The sequence below is a fragment of the Pseudarthrobacter sp. GQ63 genome, from assembly GCF_059758765.1.
This window is the reverse complement of sequence record NZ_JCAXEF010000004.1, coordinates 274640-297964: the sequence shown is the minus strand read 5'-3', so window position 1 is coordinate 297964 and position 23325 is coordinate 274640. Positions and strand designations below refer to the sequence as shown.

Annotated in this window: 24 protein-coding genes; 14 read left to right on the top strand and 10 right to left on the bottom strand. The window is 66.4% G+C overall.

Going from position 1 to position 23325, the window contains the following annotated elements; translation table 11 throughout:
* The first annotated feature begins 348 nt into the window (after window positions 1–348).
* The 3 genes from AC6CHP_RS10265 to AC6CHP_RS10255 all read left to right on the top strand — a co-directional run bounded on the left by AC6CHP_RS10265 (window position 349) and on the right by AC6CHP_RS10255 (window position 2026).
* The gene (locus tag AC6CHP_RS10265; protein ID WP_498229607.1) at window positions 349–1044 is read left to right on the top strand and encodes an 8-oxoguanine DNA glycosylase OGG fold protein; all 696 of its coding nucleotides are present in this window, start codon (window positions 349–351) and stop codon (window positions 1042–1044) included.
* Between the two features lie 163 nt (window positions 1045–1207).
* Complete coding sequence (locus AC6CHP_RS10260) at window positions 1208–1435, top strand: hypothetical protein (RefSeq protein WP_498229605.1); 228 nt, start codon at window positions 1208–1210, stop codon at window positions 1433–1435.
* 162 nt (window positions 1436–1597) lie between these two features.
* Window positions 1598–2026 carry a hypothetical protein gene (locus AC6CHP_RS10255; protein ID WP_498229603.1) on the top strand — a complete coding sequence of 143 codons (429 nt, stop codon included), beginning with the start codon at window positions 1598–1600 and terminating at the stop codon, window positions 2024–2026.
* Window positions 2027–2182: 156 nt separating this feature from the next.
* On the opposite strand, the gene AC6CHP_RS10250 is transcribed toward AC6CHP_RS10255, so the two are convergent.
* Both AC6CHP_RS10250 and pdxA read right to left on the bottom strand, forming a co-directional pair.
* The gene (locus AC6CHP_RS10250) at window positions 2183–2962 is read right to left on the bottom strand and encodes a DeoR/GlpR family DNA-binding transcription regulator (RefSeq protein ID WP_498229601.1); all 780 of its coding nucleotides are present in this window, start codon (window positions 2960–2962) and stop codon (window positions 2183–2185) included.
* A gap of 70 nt (window positions 2963–3032) precedes the next feature.
* The gene (gene pdxA / locus AC6CHP_RS10245) at window positions 3033–5411 is read right to left on the bottom strand and encodes a 4-hydroxythreonine-4-phosphate dehydrogenase PdxA (protein WP_498229599.1); all 2379 of its coding nucleotides are present in this window, start codon (window positions 5409–5411) and stop codon (window positions 3033–3035) included.
* Between the two features lie 227 nt (window positions 5412–5638).
* On the opposite strand from pdxA, the gene AC6CHP_RS10240 reads away from it, so the two are divergent.
* Window positions 5639–6016, top strand: a complete 378-nt coding sequence (locus AC6CHP_RS10240) for a VOC family protein (RefSeq protein WP_498229597.1) — start codon at window positions 5639–5641, stop codon at window positions 6014–6016.
* 4 nt (window positions 6017–6020) lie between these two features.
* Here AC6CHP_RS10240 and AC6CHP_RS10235 read toward each other — a convergent pair whose 3' ends face one another.
* From AC6CHP_RS10235 to AC6CHP_RS10225, 3 genes are all read right to left on the bottom strand, one after another.
* Complete coding sequence (locus AC6CHP_RS10235) at window positions 6021–6596, bottom strand: HNH endonuclease (RefSeq protein ID WP_498229595.1); 576 nt, start codon at window positions 6594–6596, stop codon at window positions 6021–6023.
* Window positions 6597–6682: 86 nt separating this feature from the next.
* Window positions 6683–7048, bottom strand: a complete 366-nt coding sequence (locus tag AC6CHP_RS10230; RefSeq protein ID WP_498229593.1) for a hypothetical protein — start codon at window positions 7046–7048, stop codon at window positions 6683–6685.
* A 9-nt stretch (window positions 7049–7057) separates the two neighbouring features.
* Window positions 7058–7783, bottom strand: coding sequence for a hemerythrin domain-containing protein (locus AC6CHP_RS10225; RefSeq protein ID WP_498229591.1), 726 nt, complete (start codon window positions 7781–7783; stop codon window positions 7058–7060).
* 471 nt (window positions 7784–8254) lie between these two features.
* Between AC6CHP_RS10225 and AC6CHP_RS10220 the strand changes: the two genes are divergently transcribed.
* From AC6CHP_RS10220 to AC6CHP_RS10210, 3 genes are all read left to right on the top strand, one after another.
* Window positions 8255–9112, top strand: a complete 858-nt coding sequence (locus tag AC6CHP_RS10220) for a metallophosphoesterase family protein (RefSeq protein ID WP_498229589.1) — start codon at window positions 8255–8257, stop codon at window positions 9110–9112.
* Between the two features lie 81 nt (window positions 9113–9193).
* Window positions 9194–9412, top strand: coding sequence for a hypothetical protein (locus tag AC6CHP_RS10215; RefSeq protein WP_498229587.1), 219 nt, complete (start codon window positions 9194–9196; stop codon window positions 9410–9412).
* Between the two features lie 100 nt (window positions 9413–9512).
* Window positions 9513–10058, top strand: a complete 546-nt coding sequence (locus tag AC6CHP_RS10210; protein ID WP_498229585.1) for a flavodoxin domain-containing protein — start codon at window positions 9513–9515, stop codon at window positions 10056–10058.
* Between the two features lie 65 nt (window positions 10059–10123).
* Here AC6CHP_RS10210 and AC6CHP_RS10205 read toward each other — a convergent pair whose 3' ends face one another.
* Both AC6CHP_RS10205 and AC6CHP_RS10200 read right to left on the bottom strand, forming a co-directional pair.
* A complete protein-coding gene (locus AC6CHP_RS10205) occupies window positions 10124–10900 on the bottom strand; it encodes an SDR family NAD(P)-dependent oxidoreductase (protein WP_188730541.1) in 777 nt (258 codons plus the stop codon).
* Window positions 10897–11631: a FadR/GntR family transcriptional regulator gene (locus AC6CHP_RS10200; protein WP_377195311.1), complete on the bottom strand. Its 735-nt coding sequence runs from the start codon at window positions 11629–11631 to the stop codon at window positions 10897–10899. The genes AC6CHP_RS10205 and AC6CHP_RS10200 overlap by 4 nt, the downstream gene beginning before the upstream one ends.
* Before the next feature lie 145 nt (window positions 11632–11776).
* Between AC6CHP_RS10200 and AC6CHP_RS10195 the strand changes: the two genes are divergently transcribed.
* From AC6CHP_RS10195 to AC6CHP_RS10180, 4 genes are all read left to right on the top strand, one after another.
* A complete protein-coding gene (locus AC6CHP_RS10195) occupies window positions 11777–13270 on the top strand; it encodes a GntP family permease (RefSeq protein WP_377195310.1) in 1494 nt (497 codons plus the stop codon).
* Window positions 13271–13419: 149 nt separating this feature from the next.
* Window positions 13420–14202 (top strand): SDR family oxidoreductase, encoded by a 783-nt coding sequence (locus AC6CHP_RS10190; protein WP_498229581.1) that lies wholly within the window; start codon window positions 13420–13422, stop codon window positions 14200–14202.
* Between the two features lie 103 nt (window positions 14203–14305).
* Window positions 14306–15004, top strand: coding sequence for a hypothetical protein (locus AC6CHP_RS10185; protein ID WP_498229579.1), 699 nt, complete (start codon window positions 14306–14308; stop codon window positions 15002–15004).
* Between the two features lie 27 nt (window positions 15005–15031).
* Window positions 15032–15364: a hypothetical protein gene (locus AC6CHP_RS10180; protein ID WP_377195307.1), complete on the top strand. Its 333-nt coding sequence runs from the start codon at window positions 15032–15034 to the stop codon at window positions 15362–15364.
* Window positions 15365–15431: 67 nt separating this feature from the next.
* On the opposite strand, the gene AC6CHP_RS10175 is transcribed toward AC6CHP_RS10180, so the two are convergent.
* A complete protein-coding gene (locus AC6CHP_RS10175; protein WP_498229577.1) occupies window positions 15432–17021 on the bottom strand; it encodes an alkaline phosphatase D family protein in 1590 nt (529 codons plus the stop codon).
* Window positions 17022–17183: 162 nt separating this feature from the next.
* On the opposite strand from AC6CHP_RS10175, the gene AC6CHP_RS10170 reads away from it, so the two are divergent.
* Entirely contained in the window at window positions 17184–18440 is a 1257-nt protein-coding gene (locus tag AC6CHP_RS10170) for a S8 family serine peptidase (RefSeq protein ID WP_498229575.1), read from the top strand.
* A gap of 3 nt (window positions 18441–18443) precedes the next feature.
* Here AC6CHP_RS10170 and AC6CHP_RS10165 read toward each other — a convergent pair whose 3' ends face one another.
* On the bottom strand, window positions 18444–18851 hold the full coding sequence (locus AC6CHP_RS10165) for a hypothetical protein (RefSeq protein ID WP_498229573.1): 408 nt from the start codon (window positions 18849–18851) through the stop codon (window positions 18444–18446).
* 41 nt (window positions 18852–18892) lie between these two features.
* Entirely contained in the window at window positions 18893–20218 is a 1326-nt protein-coding gene (locus AC6CHP_RS10160; RefSeq protein ID WP_498229571.1) for a GAF domain-containing protein, read from the bottom strand.
* Between the two features lie 172 nt (window positions 20219–20390).
* Between AC6CHP_RS10160 and AC6CHP_RS10155 the strand changes: the two genes are divergently transcribed.
* Both AC6CHP_RS10155 and AC6CHP_RS10150 read left to right on the top strand, forming a co-directional pair.
* The gene (locus AC6CHP_RS10155; protein WP_498229569.1) at window positions 20391–22190 is read left to right on the top strand and encodes an NAD(P)/FAD-dependent oxidoreductase; all 1800 of its coding nucleotides are present in this window, start codon (window positions 20391–20393) and stop codon (window positions 22188–22190) included.
* A 15-nt stretch (window positions 22191–22205) separates the two neighbouring features.
* Window positions 22206–23261 (top strand): 2,3-butanediol dehydrogenase, encoded by a 1056-nt coding sequence (locus AC6CHP_RS10150; protein WP_498229567.1) that lies wholly within the window; start codon window positions 22206–22208, stop codon window positions 23259–23261.
* Window positions 23262–23325 lie beyond the last annotated feature (64 nt).

Below are 23325 nucleotides of genomic sequence, written 5' to 3'. Positions count from 1 at the left end.
CGTTATCCATTCTGACCCTGTGCGTGGCTCCGGTTGCCTTACTGATCCTGTCCGCTCACATATCGACCGGGGACCGGACAAGCTACGGGGTAGTGATTCAGTGCGACCCCGAGCTTCGACGCCAATGCCTTGCAGACAGCACAGACATACGCGCATTCGCACAGTCGAGCAACGTCATGCGCACGTCAAGATCGCGGACATTGGGCGGGAACTGCCTCGGCATAGTCACTGACTTTCTCAACGAAGTCGGCGTTTTAAACTCGGAGCGTTTCAGCTTTGCTGATTTCGTCGCCAACGACATGCCAGAAGCGCCAGGAAAATGTCCATGGGCTAGGGAAGGATTGGCCCATGACAACTCGCATCCCCACCGCACTAGCGGAAGCCCTCGATGGCGAAGCCCGGCCGCAGAGCCCATTTCCTTGGACCAAGCAGCCGTGGCTAGACCAAATGCACGACCTCCCGGACGTTCTGTCGCTCCTCGATCGTCTTCCCACCGACGTGAGCCGGCTGTCAACCCGAGATGCGGTCGCAGTAGAACTGGATGCCGGCAGGGTTTTCCCTGCATTCATAGCGGCGATGGTGTGGGGATGGGGCACCACAGCTGGCATGGGTGCGCTGCGGACGCGCTGGATACTCACTCAGACCAAGGCTAAGGGCACGAACGCGGTCTCGGAACCGGTGGATCCCTCAGTCGTAGGCCGGCTGGAAGCAGGAGCCAGGTCTGTGCGCGCAGACGGGGCCACTGAGGCTTTCCGGTTGATGAACAACGAGGGCCGCGTCCTCCACCTAAGGTCTTCCTACTTCACCAAGTGGCTGTACTTTACCTCAGCCGTCGACGGCCCTGATGATCCGAAAGCCGCCGCGATCTTGGACGACCGGATCATCGGGTGGCTCAAGGACCACGCTGGGGTGTCCCTAGAGAAAAACCACACCGATTCCTATGGCGACTACTTAGATTTGCTCGCAAGCTGGGGAGAGTCCCGCGGTCGAACGAGAGCGCAAGTCGAAACCGAGATCTTCAGGCTGGCGACAGGACGCGGGTGAGATGTCTGAGTAAGCCAGCCTACTTACTTCCAGCAGCGGCTCGTGCACATGCCGCGGCCTCTATATGTAGGGTGAGCCGCCAGAAACGCGCCCTCGGCTCAGGTGCAAGCTAAGACTGTTGACGCTTTGGCGTCATATTTATCGCGTACGGAAGGTAAGTCCTTTGGCAATTGATCTAAGGTGTTCCACCTGCCACACCGATGAACACATCGTGCTCGTTGAACGGCTCTCAGGAACGCAGAAGAAGCTTAAGTGCGAGCACTGCGGACACATGTGGCTCCGCGGCGAGCCTGAGCGGAAGAAGGTCCCCCGGCCAACACTCGGAGACATCAAGAAGGGGTTCCCGAAGCCCGGGGACGTCGATCCCGGGAAGCTTGCACGGGTTAACTAACTAGAAGCTGAGTTTCTCAAGAGGGAGCCTGAGCCTGAGCCGAACGTAGCCTCATACTGGGCCAAGTACCAGCAGATCTTCAGCGCCGAGGGCCTGCCCACTGCGCACCCACGGGACCTCAAAGATTTTGCCAACTCCAATGTCGGCGCCAATCCAGGAAACATGTCCGTCTTCAACGAGTCGTGGAATCAGCTGGGGCCGGAAGTTGGCGCTGAACGGGTCCGCAATGTAGTCGAGTATCTGCTTCGCGGCACATCTCCTGTCGAACTGGAGGACCGCCTCAGTATCCTCATCACAGATACCAAGTCCTTTGGGATGAAGGGTTTCAAAGAGTCGCTCCTCACAAAGGTTCTATGCATCGTCTACCCCGACAGCTACCTGACAATTCTCAAGTACACCGGGGAGGCCGGAAAGCGGGAAATCACACGCTTACTTTGGGGCTTGGAGTTGCCCGACCCGGAGAATGTCGATTGGACCATTGGACGCCTCATCCTCTGGAGCAACGACTTGCTGCTTGTACTTCTTGGCGGCGGCTTCCGGCACCAGCAGCACGCTTCCCAATTCCTGTGGTGGGCTAAGGACAAGGCCTAGATGGAACGGCTCTGCCAGCGGATATTTAGCTGGGCTTGGTTTTAATGGCATTCCCGACCTTGAATGCCCGGCCCTGTCCGGACGCTCTGCATTCTCTGACCAATAGTCACCAATTCTGGCGGCAGCGGCATTTGATGAACAGCATCAAGGTGGGGATCAACCACCGGGCAGCACGGCGGCCACCTCAACCCGTACCCCGGCGTCCCGGAACTTCTGCACCTGGACGGGGTTTGCGCCGTCGTCCGTCACCAACGTCCACGGCAGCGCAAGCCGTGCCCAGGCGTGGAAGGGCCGGAGGCCGAGCTTTGATGAGTCAGCCAGCACGTAGACCTCCCGGCCGCGCCGGGCCATGAGTTCCTTGAGTCTGGTTTGGGCGTGGTCGGCTTCGCAGATGCCGTCTTCGGCGGTGACGGCGTCCGCGCCCAGGAACACGCGGTCGAAGCTCATCCGCTCCAGGGCCGCCTCGGCCAGCGGTCCCACGAAGCTTTGCGAAAGGCTGCGCAGCCGGCCTCCGAGGCAGTCCACCTCGATGCCCTCGGACTCGGCGAGTTCCTGCATGGTGTTGATGCCCGGCGTTGTCACGGACAGCTTTTCGAACCCGCGCAGTTCGTGGGCCAGGGCACCCACGGTGGAGCCGGCGTCGAGCAGGATGTTCTCCCCGGGGACGATCACGGACGCCGCCCAGCGGGCGATCGCATGTTTCTGCTCGAACGCCTCGCCGGTGCGCTGCCGCAGCGACGCCTCCGGGTGCGCGCCCAGGGCCATGGCCCCGCCGTAGGTGCGGGCCAGCCGGCCCTGCCCGTTCAGCAAAGCCAGGTCCCGGCGGATGGTGGACGCCGTCACCTCGAACCGGGCGGAGAGTTCCTCAACGGAGGCAAGCCCGGTGGTCACGGCAAGGTGGTAGATCTCCTCGCGCCGCGCGTTTGCGCTCAGCATTCCCGGTCTCCTTCCCGTGGCAGTGGTAACCATGCTAGTTCCGGCCCCCGCCCAGTCCCCGCAGCAACGCCTACACGGCGACGGCGGGCCGGGTGGCCATCTCGGCAGCCTGGTGCAGCGCCTCCACCATGGACCGGGAATCGGCGATCGCCTTGCCGGCGATGTCGAACGCGGTGCCGTGGTCCACGGAGGTGCGGATCACCGGCAGGCCCACCGTGATGTTCACGCCGGCCTCGATGCCCAGCACCTTCACCGGCCCGTGCCCCTGGTCGTGGTACATGGCCACCACCAGGTCGTAATCGCCCCGGCCGGCCAGGAAGAACAGCGTGTCCGCCGGCAGCGGTCCCACCGCGTTGATCCCGTCCGCCTGCGCGGCCTTCACGCCCGGCTCGATCTTCTCCGCTTCCTCGCCCTGGCCGAACAGGCCGTTCTCGCCGGCGTGCGGATTGATGGCGCACACGCCGATCTTCGGGTTCGGGATGCCCGCGCGGACCAGCGCCTCGTGGCCGCGGCGGATGGTGCGCTCCACCAGGTCCGGGTTGATCTTGCGGATCGCATCCATCAGCCCGATGTGGGTGGTCACGTGGATCACCCGGATCTTGGGCGTGGAAAGCATCATGGACACTTCCTCCGTGCCCGTCAGGTGCGCCAGCAGCTCGGTGTGCCCGGGGAAGATGTGCCCGGCGGCATGCAGCGCCTCTTTGTTCAGCGGCGCGGTGCAGATGGCCTGCACCTTCCCGGCCATCGCCAGCTCACTGGCCACCCGGATGTACTCGTACGCGGCGTGCCCGGCCACGGCGGAGAGCTGCCCCCACGGCAGGTCCTCCGGCAGCAACGCCAGGTCGATCACGTTCACCCGGCCCGGCGTGAACACGGCATCCTCCACGTCTTCGATGCTCTGGATATCCGCATGGATGCCCAGAACGTCCGCGGCCTGGCGCAGGCGCAGAGCGTCGCCGATCACCACAGGCCGGCACTCGGCGTTGCTCTGCGGATCCAGCACGGCGGCCACCACCACCTCCGGCCCCACACCGGCGCCGTCGCCCATGGTCACGGCGACGTAGGGGAGGGCGTTCTGCTCGGTCTTGATTGCTTCGGTTGTCATGGGTGCTCCAGAGGGTTGGTCTTGAGGGGAGAAATTGGTGGCGGGAGCCTGCGCGGTCAGGCCGCGGCGCTCCCGGATTTCGTCGTAAAGCTGCAGGAGGGCAAGGTCGTCGCCGAAGCTGCCGGGCTTGGTGCCCACCAGCGTTCCGTCGTCCGCGCGGCTGAGCACGGCCCCGTGCTGCACGGCCGCGAGCGGTACCAGCCGGTGGAGGCCGACGGCGTCCAGGACTTCCCGGGCCGTCTCACCGCCGGTGAGGATCAGGTCTGCTGGTGTCGCGTTCGCTGCCTCGGCGGCAAACCTCGACAGGGCCTGCACGATGCGGGCTGACCCAGACGGGTCCACTTTTGAAGCGGCCAGTGTGACGGCTACGCGGTGGCCTGCCCGCAAATCCGTTGAAACCTGGGCCAGTTGGGGAGCGTAGGCCCCGCTGGCTCCTGCGTACTGCGGGTGCAGCCTGACTACTGTGAAGCCCTGGGCTTCGAGTGTTGCCAGCTGCGCCTGCGCGGTTTTGGATGCGGATCCGACGACGGCGAGCACCGGCGTGGCAGCTGCCTGCGCTTCTGCGGCGGTTGCGCCCGTTTGTGCCCCGGGTTGCGCAGTTCGCGCAAGGCGGGCTGAGAGGCGCTCTGCAAGAACGTCAGCCGTTCCGCCGGTACCCACCAGCACAATGCGCCGGTCGCCGGCCTGGAAGTCCAGCTCCAGCAGGGCGTCCACCACGGACTCCAGGTCCTGGACGGTTTCGCCGTCGGCCACCACCAGCGCGGGCTGGTCCGAGTCCAGCAGCATGGCCAGTCTTGCGGCCGGCGACCCGGACCGCACCTCGGCCAGGCTCACGGTCTGCACCGAGGAGGGATCCTCAGGGCGCAGCAGTGAGGGGATGTCCGCCGGCGGGGCCGACTGCTCTGCCTGCCACAGGTCCGTCTCCGCCAGGGGAGTCCCGGCAACCACAGGGCGGCCGTCAACGACGGACCGCTGCAGCTGGGGGAGTGCGCCCGCAACAACGGCATGGAAGCCAAGCCCTGCCAGCGCGGAGACTTCGGCGCGGACGTTGCCACGCCACTGCGAGTCGATCTTCTTGAACAACACCTGCGCAGTATCGGCGTCGGGGCCGGCGAAGGCTTCCTTGACCAGCGCCTCGGCAGCAGACTCAGCAAGCCCGCGGGAATGCGTATCGCTGACCACAACGTCGGTGCCGGGCCCCGCAAAGGAGGTGCCGGCGTCGTGCGCTTCCGGAACAGTGGAAGTACCCAGCAGGACCTGGGCACTCAGCCCGTGCTGCACAAAGCAGGAGCCAACCTCGGCGGCGCCGGAGAAATCGTCGGCCTGCACAAATACGGAAGCCACGTTGCTCCTCTCGTCGTCGGCTGGGGCCCGCGCTGTGGCGGGATGCATTCATCATGACATGATTGCGCTAATCACGCTAGAAGGGCTGCGCAATTTGCGCAGGAGTGGCAGGTTATACCACCCGGTGAGTGTTCCTTGCGAACCGCCCGACGCCTCGTTTCAGCGTGTGTTTTGGACAAGCATCAATTTCCGGACAGTTCGGGCTTGGTCTTCGTACACTGGGGTTCATGGTCTCCCGTATCAGCGAACTGGTCCTGAATTGTGCCGATCCGGAACTCCTGGCCGGGTTCTGGTGCGGGGTTCTCGGCTATGTAGAGCTCGACCGGGAGGACGGTGCCATCGAGATCGGCCCGCCGGGCGCCGGGTTCGGCGGCCTGCAGCCCACCATCATCCTGAGCCCGAGCAGCAACCCGCGGACCGGACGCCTCCCGTTGCACATTGATGTCAACCCGGTGGACAGGGACCAGGACCCCGAGCTGGAACGCCTGCTTGCCCTTGGGGCCCGCCCGGCCGACGTCGGGCAGGCCGGCAGCGAGCAGTGGCACGTCCTGGCCGACCCTGAAGGCAATGAGTTCTGCCTCCTGCGCAAGCGGCTTGACCCCTGACCGGCTACGGAAGCGGCTGCCTCTCGCCGACGGCAACCGCACCGTCAGGCGGGACGTCGGTCCGCCGTCGCCGTTCCAGCCGCAGCTCCTGTCCCGGCGAAGGGATCCGTGCGCCCTTGGCGCGGTTGCACCGGCTGCAGGCGGCCACAAAATTCTGCAGGCTGGTGGATCCGCCCTTCGACCAGGGATAGAAGTGGTCGCCATGCTCGGCCGGGCCAGAGCAGCGGCGGCCAAAACCCGTCTCCATCTCGCACACGCCGCCGGCCCGCGCCATCCCTGCGCGGCGCTGCTGGCGGGTGAAGCGGCGCACTGGATCCCGCCGTCGAACGTCCCGTGCGTTGATAACGGCTGCGGCAATGATGAGGACGACGGCGGCAGCGCCAGGGAGTGTCACCGCGGCTGTCACGCGGTCCAGCATGGAACGGAGAACCCCGGCCGCCGTAGACACTCCAGACCCGGCGCCGGCATCCGCCTGCGACATGAGCGAGAGAATGGCCGAGCCGAACAACCACAGGGTGACAGCCGTGAACAAGAGGCGGAGGCCCAGCCGTGCCCAGTAGATGCGTTTCAGTTCCGGCATTCGGATGTCCCCCAACTTGTCCGCAGACCATGACACTGTCGTCCCGGGTCTAACGAGATCGTACAGCCGTGATCTTCCAGACGGGCTTATTCGCGGTAGTTCAGGGCGTCGAACTGCTCCTGCCAGTGCGACTTCTCGCCCTCCACGTACCGCCTGTGCGACGTGTTCCATTTGGGCCATATCTCGGACGCAGCCTTGCTGTCGGACTCCGCAACCCCTGGGGCGCGGGTTACCTGCGGTGGGGGTGGCGCCAGGTGTACGTTCCGGTTGGGGCCAGCGGCGGTTTTCCTCTGTACGCTCGGCCGGCTTTTTCCTCCAATGAGCAGGTGCGCGAGGTTCGCAAGCCCTACTACCAGGCCGAACGCCGCCCAGAGGATACCGACCAGGACCAGGGCACCCAGAAGGACGCCAATCCACAGCAGCAGCCCGATCGCAGGAAACAGGAAGACCATGGCCGGTTTCTAAAGCGTCTCGGGGACCGGGCGCCCGGGAAAGAGCGTCGAGTACTGTTTCCGGTACATTCTGCGCCCAATAAGGCGGTAGCCCAGGCGGACCGGCGCGGGGATCTCTTTGAACAGTTCCTTCCGGTCTGCGGGCGGATTCGTGGCCAGCACCATCCCCAGATAAGTGACCAGGAATTTCTTGTCGAACTGCTCAATGCTGTGCTGCCCCAGTCCGTCCATTTCCTTCTCGGTCATCACCCTGTCCACCACGGGCATCACCTCCGTGACCTCCCGGCGCAGGTGCACTTTGAGGATTGCCGAGAGGTCCTCGTAGCGCGCGGCCAGTTCCGCAGCGGAATCTGCATCCGGGGCCGCCATCCAGCGCAGGCGGATGGGCTCGATGCCTTCGAGCCGCTGGGTGACCTGCCGGTGCTGCTCCAGCATCTGCGCCACGTGCAGCGCGCAGGCCGGTGCCCGCTGGCCCAGCTGCGGGTACATCAGCAGGTCCTCGCCCTCGTGGTGGATGTGGAGTACCTTGTCGAAGTTGCCGAGGACTTCCCCCACATAGGCGGAGCGGGCAGTGTCGCCAGGTTCCACGGAGCGCACCAGGCCGGGCGCCTCGTCGTACGCCCACAGGAAAAAGCGGTGTATGCGCCGCATGCCCGCGGTTCCGGTGCACAGGACGGGTCCGGGCGGCAGTGGAGGTGCGGTCTCGCCGGGCTGCATTGTGAAGAAGTCGGTCATTGGAGGGGCCCCTAACGGCGGTCTAGCGAGACCAGGACCTCTCCCCGGGAGCATTTTATCGCTTGCACCAAAGCCGAACAATGGTCCGGACCAACCGCAGGAGCGGCCCCGGCAGGCGTATTCCGGGCGGAGGGGGTGCCCTTGACACCCTGTCCATGCCTGAGAATTATCAAAAGTGCCGGTGCACCTGGTTGTCCCTCGCAGGACGGCCTGCGGGCCGGCTTCATGGAGGGTTACCGAATGCAGCCAGCACTCCCGCGACGCGAGTCCTTGCGGAGCATGGCCGCAGCCGCTGCAACCCTCGTGGCCGTCTCCGTTGCGGGGTGTACCGGCCCTCCACGGCCGCCGGACCAGCCGTCCCCCGCTGTGTCGTCCCCGTCTGCGACCCCCACGGCAGCGCCTCCAACGGCAACCCCGCCACCTTTTGATGGCCAGCCTCCCTTTCCCTTGGGAGATGTTCGGATCGCTGCTGTGGGCGACATGAACGGCGTCAGGACCTATGCGCCCGGCAGCCCGTCCGGCCGGAACGCTGCGGCGATCACGCGGCTGGTGCAAAACAACGAGATTGACGCGTTCCTGGGGATCGGGGACTTCCAGTACGACGCCGCGTACTGCGACGACTATGTGAAGTACTGGACGAGGCTCTGGGGTGGAACGATGCCCAAGCTGTACTGGGCATCCGCCCCGAACCACGACTGGAAACCGGGGCGCAACGAAGACCTCGACGATTTCATGAATGGCCAATGCCCGGGGTCTTCTGCCAAGGCGGCCATCAACCATGAGCGCGGATTTATCGAAAACGGGCAGCCATACTCGAAGGACTTCGGGAACTGGCATTTCGCGTTCCTGTCCTCCGCGCACTGGCGGTACAACCCGGCGCGGGCCCAGGCATTGACAACGTGGCTGGACAGGGACCTTGCTGCTGCCAAGGCTGCGGGCAAGCACCTGGCAGTGGTGCACCACGAGCCGTACTTTACGTCCAGCACGGACACGCATAAGCGGAACCTGGACCATAAGCCGTGGATCGACGTGATGTGGAAGCACAGGGCCCGCCTGACGCTGTCCGGTTCGCAACACAACTACGAACGGTCGTGCCCGGTAAACAACGCCGACCAGTGCGTCAGCGACGGGATGACGGCATTCCAGGTTTCCACGGGAGGCGTCGGGCTCCGCCCCTTCACCAACAGCCCGCGGTACATCGTGAAGCGGTTCAGCGACACCCACGGGTACCTTCGGCTGACACTGAGGGCCGACGGCTCATTTGACTGGGAGTTCGTTCCAACGTCGGGATCGAGCACGGACGCCGGGACGCGTTCCGCACCGCAGTAAACCAGGGAGTACGACGGCGGTGCTGCCGCCGGCTTTGCGCGGGCGGTGACGCCAGTCCTGCCGGCGTGGGACACTTCGGCCATGGGCATCGAACAGTGGTGGACGGAGCTGCAGCCATCGACGCGGCAGTGGCTGATCAACAACAACGGCGATGAGGTGCCGGCGGCAGTGGTGGCCGAGATTGCGGAGGCAGGCGGACCAGCCAGCGACGATTCCTGGTGGGCCGGCCAGGATGAAACCCCGGGGCATTACTTCCCCGACGACGCCATCGACTGGGTTGAGGCGACCGCGAACGGGTAGGAGCCCGGCTAGGATCACGGCCCCTGTTTCGGGACCAACGGCACATCCCTGCCGCCACAGTGTCCATCAGACTGGAGACGGCACGATCGGAGGTTCAGCTATGACTGTTTTAGTTGCCTATGCCAGCGCGATGGGCTCGACGCAGGAGATAGCCCAACACATAGCGGACCGCATGGCGTCTTCGCTGGACGGCGTCGAGTGCCGTTCCGTGGACGAGGTGGAGACCGTCTCCGGCTACGACGCTGTTGTAGTCGGCAGCGCCGTTCACAATCAGTCGTGGCTGCCCGCGGCCGATCAGTTCTTCGCCCGGCATGCGCCTGAGCTCGCTAACCGGCCCGTCTGGGCCTTTAATGTGGGGATGGCTGATGCGCTGCCGAAGCCGTTCCGCAAAAAAGGCGCGGCGCTGCAACAGGCACGACTGGCAGGAGTCCTGCCCCAGGACGTGCCGCTTCGCGGCCACAGAATGTTCTCCGGCGTCTACAAGGCGGACCAGATGTCGACAGCGCTGCGCACCCTGTTCCGGCTCACCGGCGGCCGCTTCGGAGACTTTCGGGACTGGACCGCTATCGACGCCTGGGCCGATGACATCGCGGCCCAGCTCGCCAAGCCTGCCTCGCCCACGTCCCCGGGCAGTGCCAGTGCATAACGACGGCGGGCGGCGCGCCGCCGTCGTGCCCCTTAGGAATGGTGACGTGCGCGCCCGCCTGCGCTCTAGGAAATCTGCAAACCGCCGTTGATGTCGTAGGTGGCCGCGGTGATGAAGCCGGCGTCCTCGCCCATGAGGAATGACATCAGAGCAGCCATGTCGTTCACGGTTCCCACGCGGCCCACCAGGATGTCCTTGGACATCTCCTTCTTCCGCTCGTCCGTCAGCGTGCCGCCCATGATGTCCGTGTCCACGGGCCCCGGAGCGATGCAGTTGACGGTGATGCCGTGCTCGCCCATCTCGCGGGCCAGGGCGCGGGTGAAGCCGATGATGCCGGCCTTGGCGGAGCTGTACGCGACCTTCGAATAGGTGCCGCCGCCGCGCTGGGCGGAGATGGAGGAGATGCTCACCACCCGGCCAAGTTTCCGGTCAATCATCCCGCCCAGGACACGCTGGGTTACCAGGAAGGTCCCGGTCATGTTGATCGCGAAGACCCGCTCCCAGCCTTCCTTGGTTTCCTCCATGAAGGGCCGCGGCGAGCTGATGCCGGCGATGTTGGCCAGCGCCACGATGGGAGGCAGTTCCGCCTCCACGCGGCTGACGGCAGCATCGATGGACGCCTCGTCCGAGACATCCGTCTTCAGTCCCAGCGCCTGCACGCCGTGCTTGTCCCCGATCTCCTTGGCAGCGAGCGCCGCTGCTTCGCCGTCGATGTCCAGGATGGCGATGTTCCAGCCCTCGCGGGCCAGCCTGTCCGCAGTTGCGCGGCCAATGCCGCGCTCCGAGGCGGCGCCGGTCAGGACGGCCGTGCGTGCAGCGGGAAAAGTGGTGGTGTCAGTCATGCTGGTTCAACTCCTGTGTTGGATTCCTTGGCTTTGATGAAGCGCGCGTAGTCGTCGTAGGTCTGGTTGATGTGCTCGTCCATGGCCTTGCGGGCTGTTTCCGGCTCGCCAGTGGCAATCGCCGCCAGGACCAGCCGGTGGTGCTCCAGGGCATGGCGCTGGACTTCTGGGAACGCCGATGTTTCCCGGCGGGTGGTGTAGAGCAGGTGGCCCAGCTGGCCCAGCAGCGCCGGGAGGAACGGGTTCGCCGAAGCCCTGAACACCACGTTGTGGAAGGCTAGGTCCGCCAGGGTCACGGCGTCCAGGTCGCCGGCCTCGTGGGCCGTTTCCAGGTCCGCAATGGCCTTCTCCATGGCGGCAAAATGCTCGGCCGTGGCGTGCCGGGCGGCGAGCTCGGCCGCCCCGGTTTCCATGATGCGGCGGACCTCGAGCAGCTTCAGCGCTGCCTCGTCAATCCCGGTGCCGCGGGCGGCTGCCCGGAGGATGGCCTCCAGCCCCGTCCATTCCTCGGGCGGGTTCACGTAGGTCCCCAGGCCGCGCCGCACCGTCACGATGTTCTGGGCCTGCAGCGTCTTCAGCGCCTCGCGGACCGTCAGCCTGCTGACATCGGCGGCTTTGGCGATCTCCGCCTCCGCCGGCAGCGACGACTGTGGAGGAAGGTCGCCGGAGAGCACGCGTTCAAGGAGCTCGGCGAAGACTGAGTCCGCTAGTGTCTGGCGGCTCACCGGCATCCCTCCTCCATTGGCTTGTCAGATGTCTTATGTCCGGATAGTGTGGCACCCGTCACTCGACGGAGTCAATTCCAACCGGCACTGGCGCCATTCGAGGAGAGCCGGGCAGCGCGCCCGGGCTCTTGTCCCCAAGGAGTACATCAACGTGGATATACAACTACTACTTGCGCTGGTACTGGGCATCGCGACCATCGTCGTGCTCGTACTTCGCACCCGGCTCGACGCGTTCGTCGCGCTGCTCATCGCCGCCCTTGTGACCGGCCTCGTGGCCGGCCAAAGCCCCCTCGACATCGTCAAGGCCATCACCACCGGCTTCGGCAACACCCTTGCCTCGATCGGCATCGTGATCGGCCTGGGTGTGGCCATCGGCAAGATCCTCGAAGTTTCCGGCGCCGCCAACGCTCTGGCCCTGGCCTTCCTGCGGCTGTTCGGCAAGGGCCGGGAGCCCTGGGCCATGGGCACCGTGGGCGCCCTGGTGTCCATCCCGGTCTTCTGCGATTCCGGCTACGTGATCATGAACCCGCTGGCCCGCTCCATCGCACGGGTCAAGCGCGCCGGCTACGTGACGCTGGCCCTGGCACTGGGCGTCGGCATGACCCTGACGCACCACCTGGTCCCGCCCACCCCCGGCCCCCTGGCCGTCACCGGCCTGCTGGGCGCGGACCTGGGTGCTGTCATCCTCACCGGCCTGGTGTTCACCGTCCTGCTCCTTCCCATTGCCGTGACCTACGCCAAGTGGATGGGACCCAAGCTCGAAAGTTCCGTCACCGAGGAGGTCCGCGAGGCCGTCTACGGCCGCGCCGCACTGGTGGGTGCCGCTGAAGGATCCCACCACGGCAGCACCGGAACAATGACCGACGACGCCGCCTCCGCCCCTTCGCAGGAGGACCTGCCGGACGATCCCGAGCTGGACCTTGGCACCCCGCCCGAGGGTGCCAAGCCGCACCGCGTGGGCGCGTTCCTGGCCTCCCTGCCCCTCTTGATCCCGCTGCTGCTGATCGTGCTGAACACGGTCACGGGCGCCATCGACCAGAACGCCCAGGGTGTTGTGGGCGGCACCTACGAGCCGTCCGCCTGGGTTGTTCCCTTCGCCTTCATCGGCAACCCGGTGATCGCGCTGATCATCGGCGTCCTGCTCGCCGTCTATGTTCTGCTGCCGCGGTGGACCCCGCGCAGCCGGGTCCAGGGCTGGTTTGCCGAGGCTGCCGCGTCGGCCGGCCTCATCCTGCTGATCACCGGTGCCGGCGGAGCGCTGGGACAGGTTCTCCGCAGCTCTGGCGTGGGCGACGCCCTGGCTGAAGCTATTGCCGCCACGGCCCTGCCCGCGTTCCTTGTGCCGTTCCTGGTGGCCACGCTGGTCCGGCTGGCTCAGGGCTCGGGCACGGTGGCTATGATCACCGCCGCCTCCGTCACCGCGCCGCTGGTGGGCACGCTGGGCATCGATCCGCTGGTGGCAGCCATGGCCTGCACCGCCGGATCCATGATCCTCAGCTACTTCAACGACTCGTACTTCTGGGTGGTCACCCGGTTCACCGGGCTCGAAGGAACTGCAGCGCTCCGCGGCTGGTCCGGCATCACCACCGCTGTATGGGCCGGATCCATCCCGCTGCTGTTCATCCTGAACCTCATCCTGGGCTGAGCCGCTCCACACAGTAGGACTGGCTGACGAAGAGCCGTGAGGGCCTGGGCCCGGTTGTGAACCGGGCCCAGGCCTTTGGACTCTGGGCCCACGGGGGACTTGCCGGGCACAGTGGAACGTGACCCCATCCGGCCAGGGAAGAAGGCGCCATGCCCCGCACATCTGTCCTCACCGGTGCTGCCTCGGGGATCGGGAAGGCAACCAAGGACCTGCTTGAGCAGCGGGGCGAACGGGTCATTGGGGTGGACATCCACGACGCCGAGGTGGTGGTGGACCTTTCCACCGCTGCAGGACGCGCGGCCCTGGTCCAGGAGGCAGGCAGGATCAGCGGCGGATCCATCGATGCCATCTACGCCGTTGCCGGCCTGGCCGTCCCGGCGCCCGCCACCGTGGCCGTGAACTTCTTCGGGACGGTGGCCACCCTTGAAGGCCTCCGCCCCCTTCTGGCGGGATCGGAGGCTCCACGGGCCGTCCTCGTTTCTTCGATGGCCGCCCTCCTGCCCAGCGACGGAGAGCTCGTTGACCTGCTGACCGAGGGGGATGAGCCCGCTGCCATGGCCCGTGCCGAGGTCCTGGCCAGTGATCCGGCAACTACGGGGCGGCTGATTTATGCTTCGACCAAGCTGGCGCTTTCCCGGTGGGTCCGCCGCGAGGCTGCCACGGCGGCGTGGGCCGGGTCCGATATCCCGCTGAACGCCGCAGCGCCCGGCATCATCGCCACTCCTATGACAGCCGACCTCATCGCCACCGCGGAAGGGCGGGAGCAGCTGCTGCACGTGGTCCCGATGCCGCTGAACGGCATCGCCGAGCCCATCGTCGTGGCACGCCTGCTGGCGTGGCTCAACAGCGAGGAGAACACGCACCTGTGCGGGCAGGTCATCTACGTCGACGGCGGCAGCGACGCCGTCCTGCGGGGCGACTCCGTCTGGTGATCCGGGCGCCCGGTGTCCGGACCTAAGTCCCTGTTCCGGAGGGCAGCTCCGGCGTAGCTTCAAAGTAGGCGCCGGAATCAAGCGTCCGCACCAAGGGAGCATCATGACCAGGCCCATACCAAGGCTTTCGGCATTCAGCGTTTTCACCTTCGGCGCCCTGGTCATCCTCACAGGCTGCTTCGGCCCGCCGGCCCCGGCGCCCACGAGCACCACCGCAGCCCCCACTACGACGGCGGCACCCACCACCAACGCCGCCGCACCAACCACGACGGCGAGCCCCACCGCGGCGACCAGCCCGCCCGTGGCCCCGCCCTCCACAGCCGCGGCCCCGACGTCGTCCGCCCCTGCCAGCCCGCAGCCCACGGAGGAACCTGCCCAGCCCGGACTTCCGGAGCAGGTGGCCCCGCTGACCATCTACTACGTTGCCGTGGACGACAACGGCGTCTCCGGTCCCTTGATCGGCTGCGGCGACAGCCTCGTCGCCACCACCACGGCACCGGTCCGCTTCACGGACCAAGTGCGTCCCAGCATCGAGACCCTGCTCGCGAACAAGAGCCGCAACGTCGGCCTCTCGGGGCTCGTGAACGTCCTATACCAGTCCAACCTCAGCTACACCGGCGGGGAGCTGACCGGCAGCACCATCACCATCTACCTCGCCGGGCAGTTCATGCTGGGCGGTGTGTGCGACATCCCACGTGCGAAGGCGCAGCTGGAGTACACGGCCATGGCCGCGGCCGGGGCTACGAGCGCCCAGGTGTTCGTCAACGGCCGCCCCATCGACGAGGTACTGAGCCTCAAATAGTGCACGCACAGGCGCAGGGAGGTGGCCGTGGTGAGCTGGGACCTGGGCATTGCCGGCCTGGGACTGCTTGCGGGCATGTCCCTGGCATTCGGCCTGATCGCACACTGGATCGTGGGCAAACGCCTGACACGGTGGTTGTGGCTCTTCGCGGCGGTGGCCTATTTCGCCGCGGGAACCCTGGTCAGCGAAGTCTGGTTCGGTTGGGCGACCGAGGTGGAGTTGCAGCCGAACATCGACGGACTGTCCTTCGATGAAGTGCAGCTGGTGACCCTGACGGGCCTGGTGGCCGCCCTCATCACCCGGTTTGTGGTCCGGCGGAGGCCGCCCACCGGGCGGCGGGCGCAGAAGCCTTCACGCTGACTGAACAGAGGAGGCGGGACGGCCAGCAGAAATGCTTGCCGCCCCGCCGTCGTACTTTTGGGACAAGTTACCCCCGTGCCTGCAGCCCCGGAACCCCGTCCTGGATGGTGAAGGAGGCCTTCGTCGAAACCGGTGCGCCCGGCGTCGTGACGTAGTCCAGCGTGCGGAAGTCCGCGGTCATGGCGTCCCGCGTGATCTTGGTGTTCACGTAGCCGCGATTGTCGTTGAAGAACTTCAGGTGCTGATTCCACGCCATCACGGGGTCCGTGGTGGAACCGGTGCCGTTGCCGGTGGAGGTGATGGACGTGCACACCAGCTCCGAGCCCACCACGGGCGAGGCAGGATCCTTGTAGTCCACCTTGAGGTCGTTGGCCCAGTTGCGGTGCACATCGCCGGTGAGCACGACGGCGTTGCGCACCTTCGCGTCCAGCCACCCCTGGGTGATGCGGCGGCGTGATGCGGCGTACCCGTCCCAGCCGTCCATGGAGACGTCGTCGATCTCCAGTGCCTGCGCGCGGTCCCGCTCGGCGAAGAACACCTGCTGGCCCAGGATGTCCCACCGCTGGGTGGAGTTCCGGAACCCGTCCAGCAGCCACTTCTCCTGCTCCGCGCCGGTGATGGTCCGGTTCTCCGCGAGGCGTTCGGCCACGTTCTTCTTCCAGCCGTCGCCGGCGAGCTGGTCGTCCCGGTACTGCCGCGTGTCCATCATGTGGAAGTTGGCCAGCTGGCCCCACTGGATGGTGCGGTAGATCTTCATGTCGAACCCGGCCGGCACGGAGGATCGCCGCAGCGGCATGTTCTCGTAGTACGCCTGGAACGCGGCGGCGCGGCGCTGGCGGAACCGCTCAGTGGTGTCGTTGAGCTGGCCGGCGTCCCTGTTCTCTGGGATTTCGTCCGCCCAATTGTTGTCCACCTCGTGGTCATCCCACACCACCAGCCAAGGCGCCACCGCGTGCGCTGCCTGCAGGTCGGCGTCGGACTTGTACTGCGCGTGCCGCTGCCGGTAACCCTGCAGCGTGGTGGTCTCCGGGCCCTGGTGGTCGCGCGGATTGCCGCCGCCGATCACGTAGCTGTCCTTCTTGTACTCGTAGAGGTAGTCACCCAGGTGCAGCACCAGGTCCGGCTGGTCCTCGGCCAGGCGAGTGTAGGCGGTGAAGTAGCCGTGCTCGTACTGCGAGCAGCTGGCGAACGCCATGGCCAGCGCGGCCGGCGTCTCGTGCGGCGCGGGGCTGGTGAGCGTGCGGCCCACCTGGCTGAGGTGGCGGCCGCTGCGGAAGCGGTAGAAGTATTCGCGGCCGGGCTTGAGGCCCTGGAGCTCCACGTGGACGGAGTGGGCGGTTTCCATCCGGGCGTGCTCGACGCCGCGGGCTACTACGGTGCGCATGCCCGCGTCTTCAGCCACTTCCCATGCCACGGGGACCTGGCGTGCGGGCATGCCGCCGAGGCCGTCCTCGGCCAGCGGGTCCAGCGCGAGGCGCGTCCAGATCACGAAGCCGTCCGGCCACGGTTCGCCCGACGCTATGCCGAGCATGAACGGATCGGTGCGGAGGCCGGCGTCGTCGGCTGTGGAAACGGCGACGGCGGCACCCGGCAGGGCGGCGACGAGCCCGGCACCCAGGCCGGCGGAAATCAGGGATCTGCGGGAGATGTTGTCCATGCGTTCGAACCTAGGGACGCCGGTTGGACAGGTCCTGAGGGGAATATGAATGAGTGGTTAACTGCGTGACAAGAGATGTAATTTGTCCGGAACCACTCGGCTTAGTCCACATCTCCACAAAGGGCCCTATCCAGCCAAGGCTGCGAGGAGCAAACTGACGGGATGAAAAGACTCCTGACGGCCGGTTTCGCGGCGGCGGCGATGGTGCTGGGCGGCATCACCCTGGCAGCCCCCGGTACTGCTGCCGGACCCTCCCACATCGCCGGGCACATCATGGTCAAGTTCCGCGACCACGCCGCGGCGGCTGCGGTGCTGCGCGGGTACGGCCTCAGCGACGGACCCGAAATCGGCGGCACCGGCGCCCGCCTGATCAAGGTTCCGGCCGGGAAGGAACTTCAGCTGATTGAAGCGTTGGACCGCAATCCTGCCGTCGACTACGCGGAGCCGGACGAGGTGGTTACGCCCGCGTCAAACGACCAGTACTTCAGCCGCCAGTACGCCCTCAACAACACAGGCCAGTCGTTCACGAACACCGCCGGCACGCTGACTATCGGCGCGGGCTCGGCGGACGCTGACGTGGATGCCGTGGAAGCGTGGGGCGTCACGCAGGGCGCCGGCGTCAGGGTTGCCGTCCTCGACTCGGGAGTCGCCAGCGACAACCCGGACATCGCACCGAAGGTGGTGGCACGAGCCAACTTCAGCGGTGCCAGGACCGGCGAGGACAATTACGGCCACGGCACGCACGTGTCCGGAACTGTTGCCGCCACCGCCGGCAACACCATCGGCGTCGCCGGGGTGTGCCCGGGGTGCAGCATCCTGGACGGCAAAGTCCTCAATGACAGCGGCGTCGGATCCAGCTCAGGCCTCGCGAACGGGATCAACTGGTCCGTCAATAACGGGGCGAAAGTGATCAACATGAGCCTTGGGGTGCGGGCGTCACGCACTCTCGAAACAGCCGTCAACAACGCGTGGAACAAGGGCGCCGTGCTGGTGGCCGCTGCCGGGAACGGCGGGAACCAGACCAAGATCTATCCGGCCGGGTATTCCAACGTCATGGCCGTCGCCGCCACGGACAACTTCGACGCCAAGGCATCCTTCTCCACCTACGGGGCAAGTTGGGTGGACATCGCCGCCCCCGGCATCAACGTCTACTCCACCTTCCCGAACCACAAGTTCTACCTGGGAACACAGAACAACCGCTCGCTGGGCTACGACGTGGGCAACGGCACCTCGATGTCCTCCCCGATTGTGGCTGCCACCGCCGCGCTCGCCTGGAGCGTCAACCCCGGAGCTGACAACAAGGCCATCCGGGAGAAGGTCCAATCAAGCGCCGACAAGATCTCCGGCACCGGCACCTACTGGGCCAACGGCCGCGTGAACGCGAACAACGCAGTCCAGCTGTCGCAGCCTGCAGGTTGAAAGCTAGAACCCAGTTGTCCGTCCGCGGCGGAGGTTTTTCAGGTGGAGGTAGGCCATCAGCACCAACAGGGGAGTGTGGATGGCCGGCAGGTTGTGGGCGAACCACCGGGGCAGGTAGATGTCCGTGACTGAGCCGGACTCGGCGCCGTACCGCTTGGCCAGGCCAGTGAGGGGGCAGCGGAACCCGTTTCCGGCGAACACCAGGGTTTCGGTGGTGACCACTGCCGCGGCCAGGCCAGCACGCTTGTCGGTGCGCCCGGCCAGGCCGGTGATGAGCAGATAAACAACGCACGACTCAATCGACAGCCACGCCAGGGTGTGGACTGCCTTGATGGCGACGACGGCAGCATGGTTGGTCTTTGTCCCATTGCCGGCAGCCTCACGTTGCTGCAACCGGGGTGTCCTGCTCACCCCTGCAACTTCCCACGTGATCCCTCGGGTGCGGAAGTGCCTTAGGTCCCGCCCATGGCGAGTTTTGCTTCTGCCGCTGCCGCTCCCGCGCTGAATGACAGATACCGTGCATCGCTCCTGCCCACCAGTTTCCCCAACGCCTCCACCGCCTGCATGTCCGCCGAGCCCATGTCCGTGGACAGCCAGCGGATGATCAGCGCGGGGTCTGTGCTGGCACGAACGGCCGCTCCCAGGGCGAGGTCCAGCCGGTCCCGCAGGAGCTGTACCGCCATGTTTCCGGAACGGCTGAGCAGGGGAGCGCGGTAGGCTTCCAGCGCGGCAGCCACGTTGCCCCCGCGGAGCAGCCGCAGGACCCGGCCGGCATCCGATCGCCCAGTGAGCCCCTTATCCATTCGGTAAGGGTTGGACGCTATGGCATCGCCCAGCAGGGACCGGACCCGGAACATTTCCGTCCGGATGGACGCTGCGATACCCGCGTCACCGTGGAGCTCGTAGGCCAGTTCTTCGGCGCTCCAGCCCTGCGTCCGCGAATCCAGCAGCGCCAGGATCTCCGCCCGCCGCAGGGTCAGCGGCACCCGGCTGCCGTTCTGGAACACCGCCGCCGGCTGGTCGCCGAGCAATTCAAGAGACTCAACTGCCGACGTCGGCCGTGCAGCGGGTCCGGTCCGGGAAGACTGCCGGGAAACAGGACCCGGGGAAGGGGCACCCAAAGACGTGCCGGCGTCGGACGTCCTCAACAGCGCCTCCGCCATGCTCACCGCGCACCGCACCATGCGCAGCGTGTCCGCAGTAAGGGACTCCAACGGCCCAGAAACGTCCAGCACGCCCAACAGCCTGCCGGTGGAAGGATCGATGATGGGCGCCGCGGTGCAGGCCCACTCGTGGTGCGTGCGGACCAGGTGCTCGGCGGAGAACAGCTGCACCGGACGGCCGGTGACCAGAGCCTCGCTGATGGCGTTGGTGCCGATTCCCGCCTCGGACCAGTCCGCGCCCTCGGAGAACTCCAGCCGGTCCGCCCGCCGGAGCACCTGGGCGCTGCCCACCCGCCACAGGATCTCGCCGCCGGCGTCCGTCAGCACCAGGAGGTGCCGTCCGTCGCTGGAGTCATCGGCCAGCAGCTCGCTGAGCGCCGGCATGACCTGCTGCAGCCGGTGCTCCCGCCGCAGTTCCAGGACCTCGGACACCTCGTGCAGGTGGCGGGGGCTGTGCTGGTCAGGGCTGATGCCCAGCGCCATGGAGCGGCGCCAGGAGCTGGCCAGCAGTTCCGGGATTTCGGGCCGCGGAACGCCGGAGATCACCAGTTCATGGGCGCGGCGCAGCACCCGCGAATACGCCGCCGGGTCCGAGAACTTCAGGCCGTGGTCCATGGCTCCCTTCCACCGCCGTCGCCTTCGCCCGGCGGTGCTGCATGCAACGCTGCTGTAACCCCCACTGCGTTTCACTGGAGTGACGCAGCTCACGCCCGCCCAGCATATCGCAGGGTGCAGGACGGAAACGGAGCCGCCCCAACACCACGGACCATCACACAAAGGAGTGGACATGACCGAATCACCAACGGCCGCCGCGCAGGCCTGGCTGACGTCACTGGATGAGGCCCTGCAGCGGCGCGACGTGGAGGCGGCGCTGGAGCTTTTCGGGGACGACAGCTACTGGCGGGACTTCGTGGCCTTCACCTGGAACCTCAAGACGCTCGAAGGCAAGGCGGACATCCGGCGGATGCTGGAAGCCACCCTTGACCGGGTCCAGCCCGCCAACTGGGCCCTGGCCGAGGACGCCACGGGCAGTACGGGCGTTGATGGAACCGTGGAAGCCTGGATCACTTTCGAAACCGGCGCTGCCCGCGGCTACGGCCACCTGCGGCTGCGGGACTGCAAATCCTGGACGCTGCTCACCACCATGCAGGAACTCAAGGGCTTCGAGGAGAAGAAGGGCCCCCGCCGGGACCAGGGAGTGGCGCACGAGATCGTGAGGGGCCGCCGGTCCTGGCTGGAGCTCAAGGAAGAGCAGGAGGCGAAACTCGGGTACGAAGAGCAGCCCTACTGCGTGATCGTTGGCGGCGGGCAGGGCGGGATCGGCCTCGCGGCGCGGCTCCGGCGGCTGGGCGTGCCCACCATCATCATCGAGAAGAACCAGAAGCCCGGGGACTCCTGGCGGAACCGCTACAAGTCCCTGCACCTGCACGATCCCGTCTGGTACGACCACCTGCCCTACCTGCAGTTCCCGGACGACTGGCCCGTCTTCGCCGCCAAGGACAAGATCGGCGACTGGCTGGAGCACTACACCCGCATCATGGAGCTGAACTACTGGTCCGGCACCGAGTGCGTAGGCGCGGAGTACGACGACGGCACGCAGGAATGGGCGGTCAGCGTCCTCCGCAACGGCGAACCTGTGACCCTCCGGCCCAAGCAGCTGGTATTCGCCCTGGGCGTCTCCGGCTACCCCAGCATCCCCACGTTCGACGGCGCCGAGAGCTTCCTCGGGGAGCAGCGGCACTCCTCGCAGCACCCCGGCGGCGGGGACTGGACCGGGAAGAAGGCCGTGGTGATCGGCTCCAACAACTCGGCGCACGATATCTGCGCGGACCTCTGGGAGCACGGCGCCGACGTCACCATGGTGCAGCGCTCCTCCACCCACATCGCCCGGAGCGAATCCCTGATGGACCTGGCGTTGGGCGGGCTGTACTCGGAGAAGGCGCTGGCCAATGGGGTCACCACCGAGAAGGCCGACCTCCTGTTCGCCTCACTGCCCATGCGGATCCTGCCGGAAACCCAGGTCCCGGTGTACCAGCAGATGGCCGAACGGGACGCGGAGTTCTACTCGCAGCTGGAGGCCGCCGGGTTCGATCTGGACTTCGGCGTGGACGGCTCCGGGCTCTTCGTGAAGTACCTGCGGCGCGGCTCCGGCTACTACATCGACGTCGGCGCCTCGCAGCTGATCATCGACGGGCGGGTGAAGCTGAAGTCAGGGCAGGTTTCCAAGATCACCGGCAACGCCGTGGTGATGGCGGACGGCACGGAGCTGGAGGCCGACCTGATTGTCTACGCCACCGGCTACGGCTCAATGAACGGGTGGCTGGCTGACCTCGTCTCGCCCGAAGTAGCGGACCAGGTGGGCAAGTGCTGGGGATACGGCTCAGACACGCCAAAAGACCCTGGTCCGTGGGAGGGGGAGCTGCGCAATATGTGGAAACCAACCAACGTCCCCAACCTCTGGATCCACGGCGGCAACCTGCACCAAAGCCGGCACTACTCCTCCTACCTGGCCCTGCAGCTCAAGGCCCGGATGGAAGGGCTGGAGACGCCGGTGTACGAACTGCAGCCCAGCCACCACGCCCGCTGAAAGGTAGAGACCATCATGAAGGCAGCACGTTTCCACGGACGCAAGGACATCCGCATCGAGGACATCCCGGAGCCGCAGCTCCGCGCTGGAGCGGTAAAGATCGACGTCGCGTGGTGCGGCATCTGCGGTTCAGACCTGCACGAGTACCTGGAAGGCCCCATCTTCGTCCCGGCACCGGGCCATCCGCACCCGCTGTCCCACGAGGAGGCGCCGGTGACCATGGGGCACGAATTCTCCGGGACTGTCTCCGAAGTCGGCGAAGGCGTGGAGGGGCTGGCAGTGGGTGACAACGTCGTCGTCGAACCCTACTTTGTGGACGGTGACTGCGACATGTGCCAGGCGGGCAGCTACCATCTGTGCCGGCAGATGGGGTTCATCGGGCTCTCCGGAGGTGGCGGAGGCCTGAGCGAAACCATCGTGGTGGACAAACGGTGGGTGCACCCCATCGGGGACATCCCGCTGGATGAGGCGGCGCTGATTGAGCCGTTGTCCGTGGCGCACCATGCGGTGGAGCGCAGCGGCGTGAAGGCCGGTGATACGGCGCTGGTGGGCGGATCGGGGCCGATCGGGCTGCTGACCGCCGCGGTGCTCAAGGGCATGGGCGTGACCACGATCGTCAGCGAACTGACCCAGGCCCGGAAGGAGAAGGCCACGTCCAGCGGAGTGGCGGACCATGTGCTGGATCCGAGCAAGGAGGACGTCCCGGCGCGGGTTCGGGAGCTCACCGGCGGGACGGGCGCGGACGTCGCCTTCGAGTGCGCGGGCGTGAACGCCGTGCTGGACACCATGCTCGACGCCGTCCGGCCAGGGGGTGTGGTGGTCAACGTGGCCATCTGGGGCGCTCCCGCAACCATCGATATGCAGAAACTGGTGCTCAAGGAGATCGATCTGCGCGGCACCATCGCCTACGTCCGCGACCACCCCGCCGTCATCAGGATGGTGCAGGAGGGCAAGGTGGACCTCAAGCCGTTCATCACTGGGAGGATCGCGCTCGATGACCTGGTGGAGCAGGGGTTCGACACCCTGATCAACCACAAGGACACGGCCGTCAAAATCCTGGTGCATCCGTAGCGGACCCCTGCCGGGGAGGCGGGCGTGGCGGTCACGGCCGCGTCCCCGCCGGGTCCCTAGGATT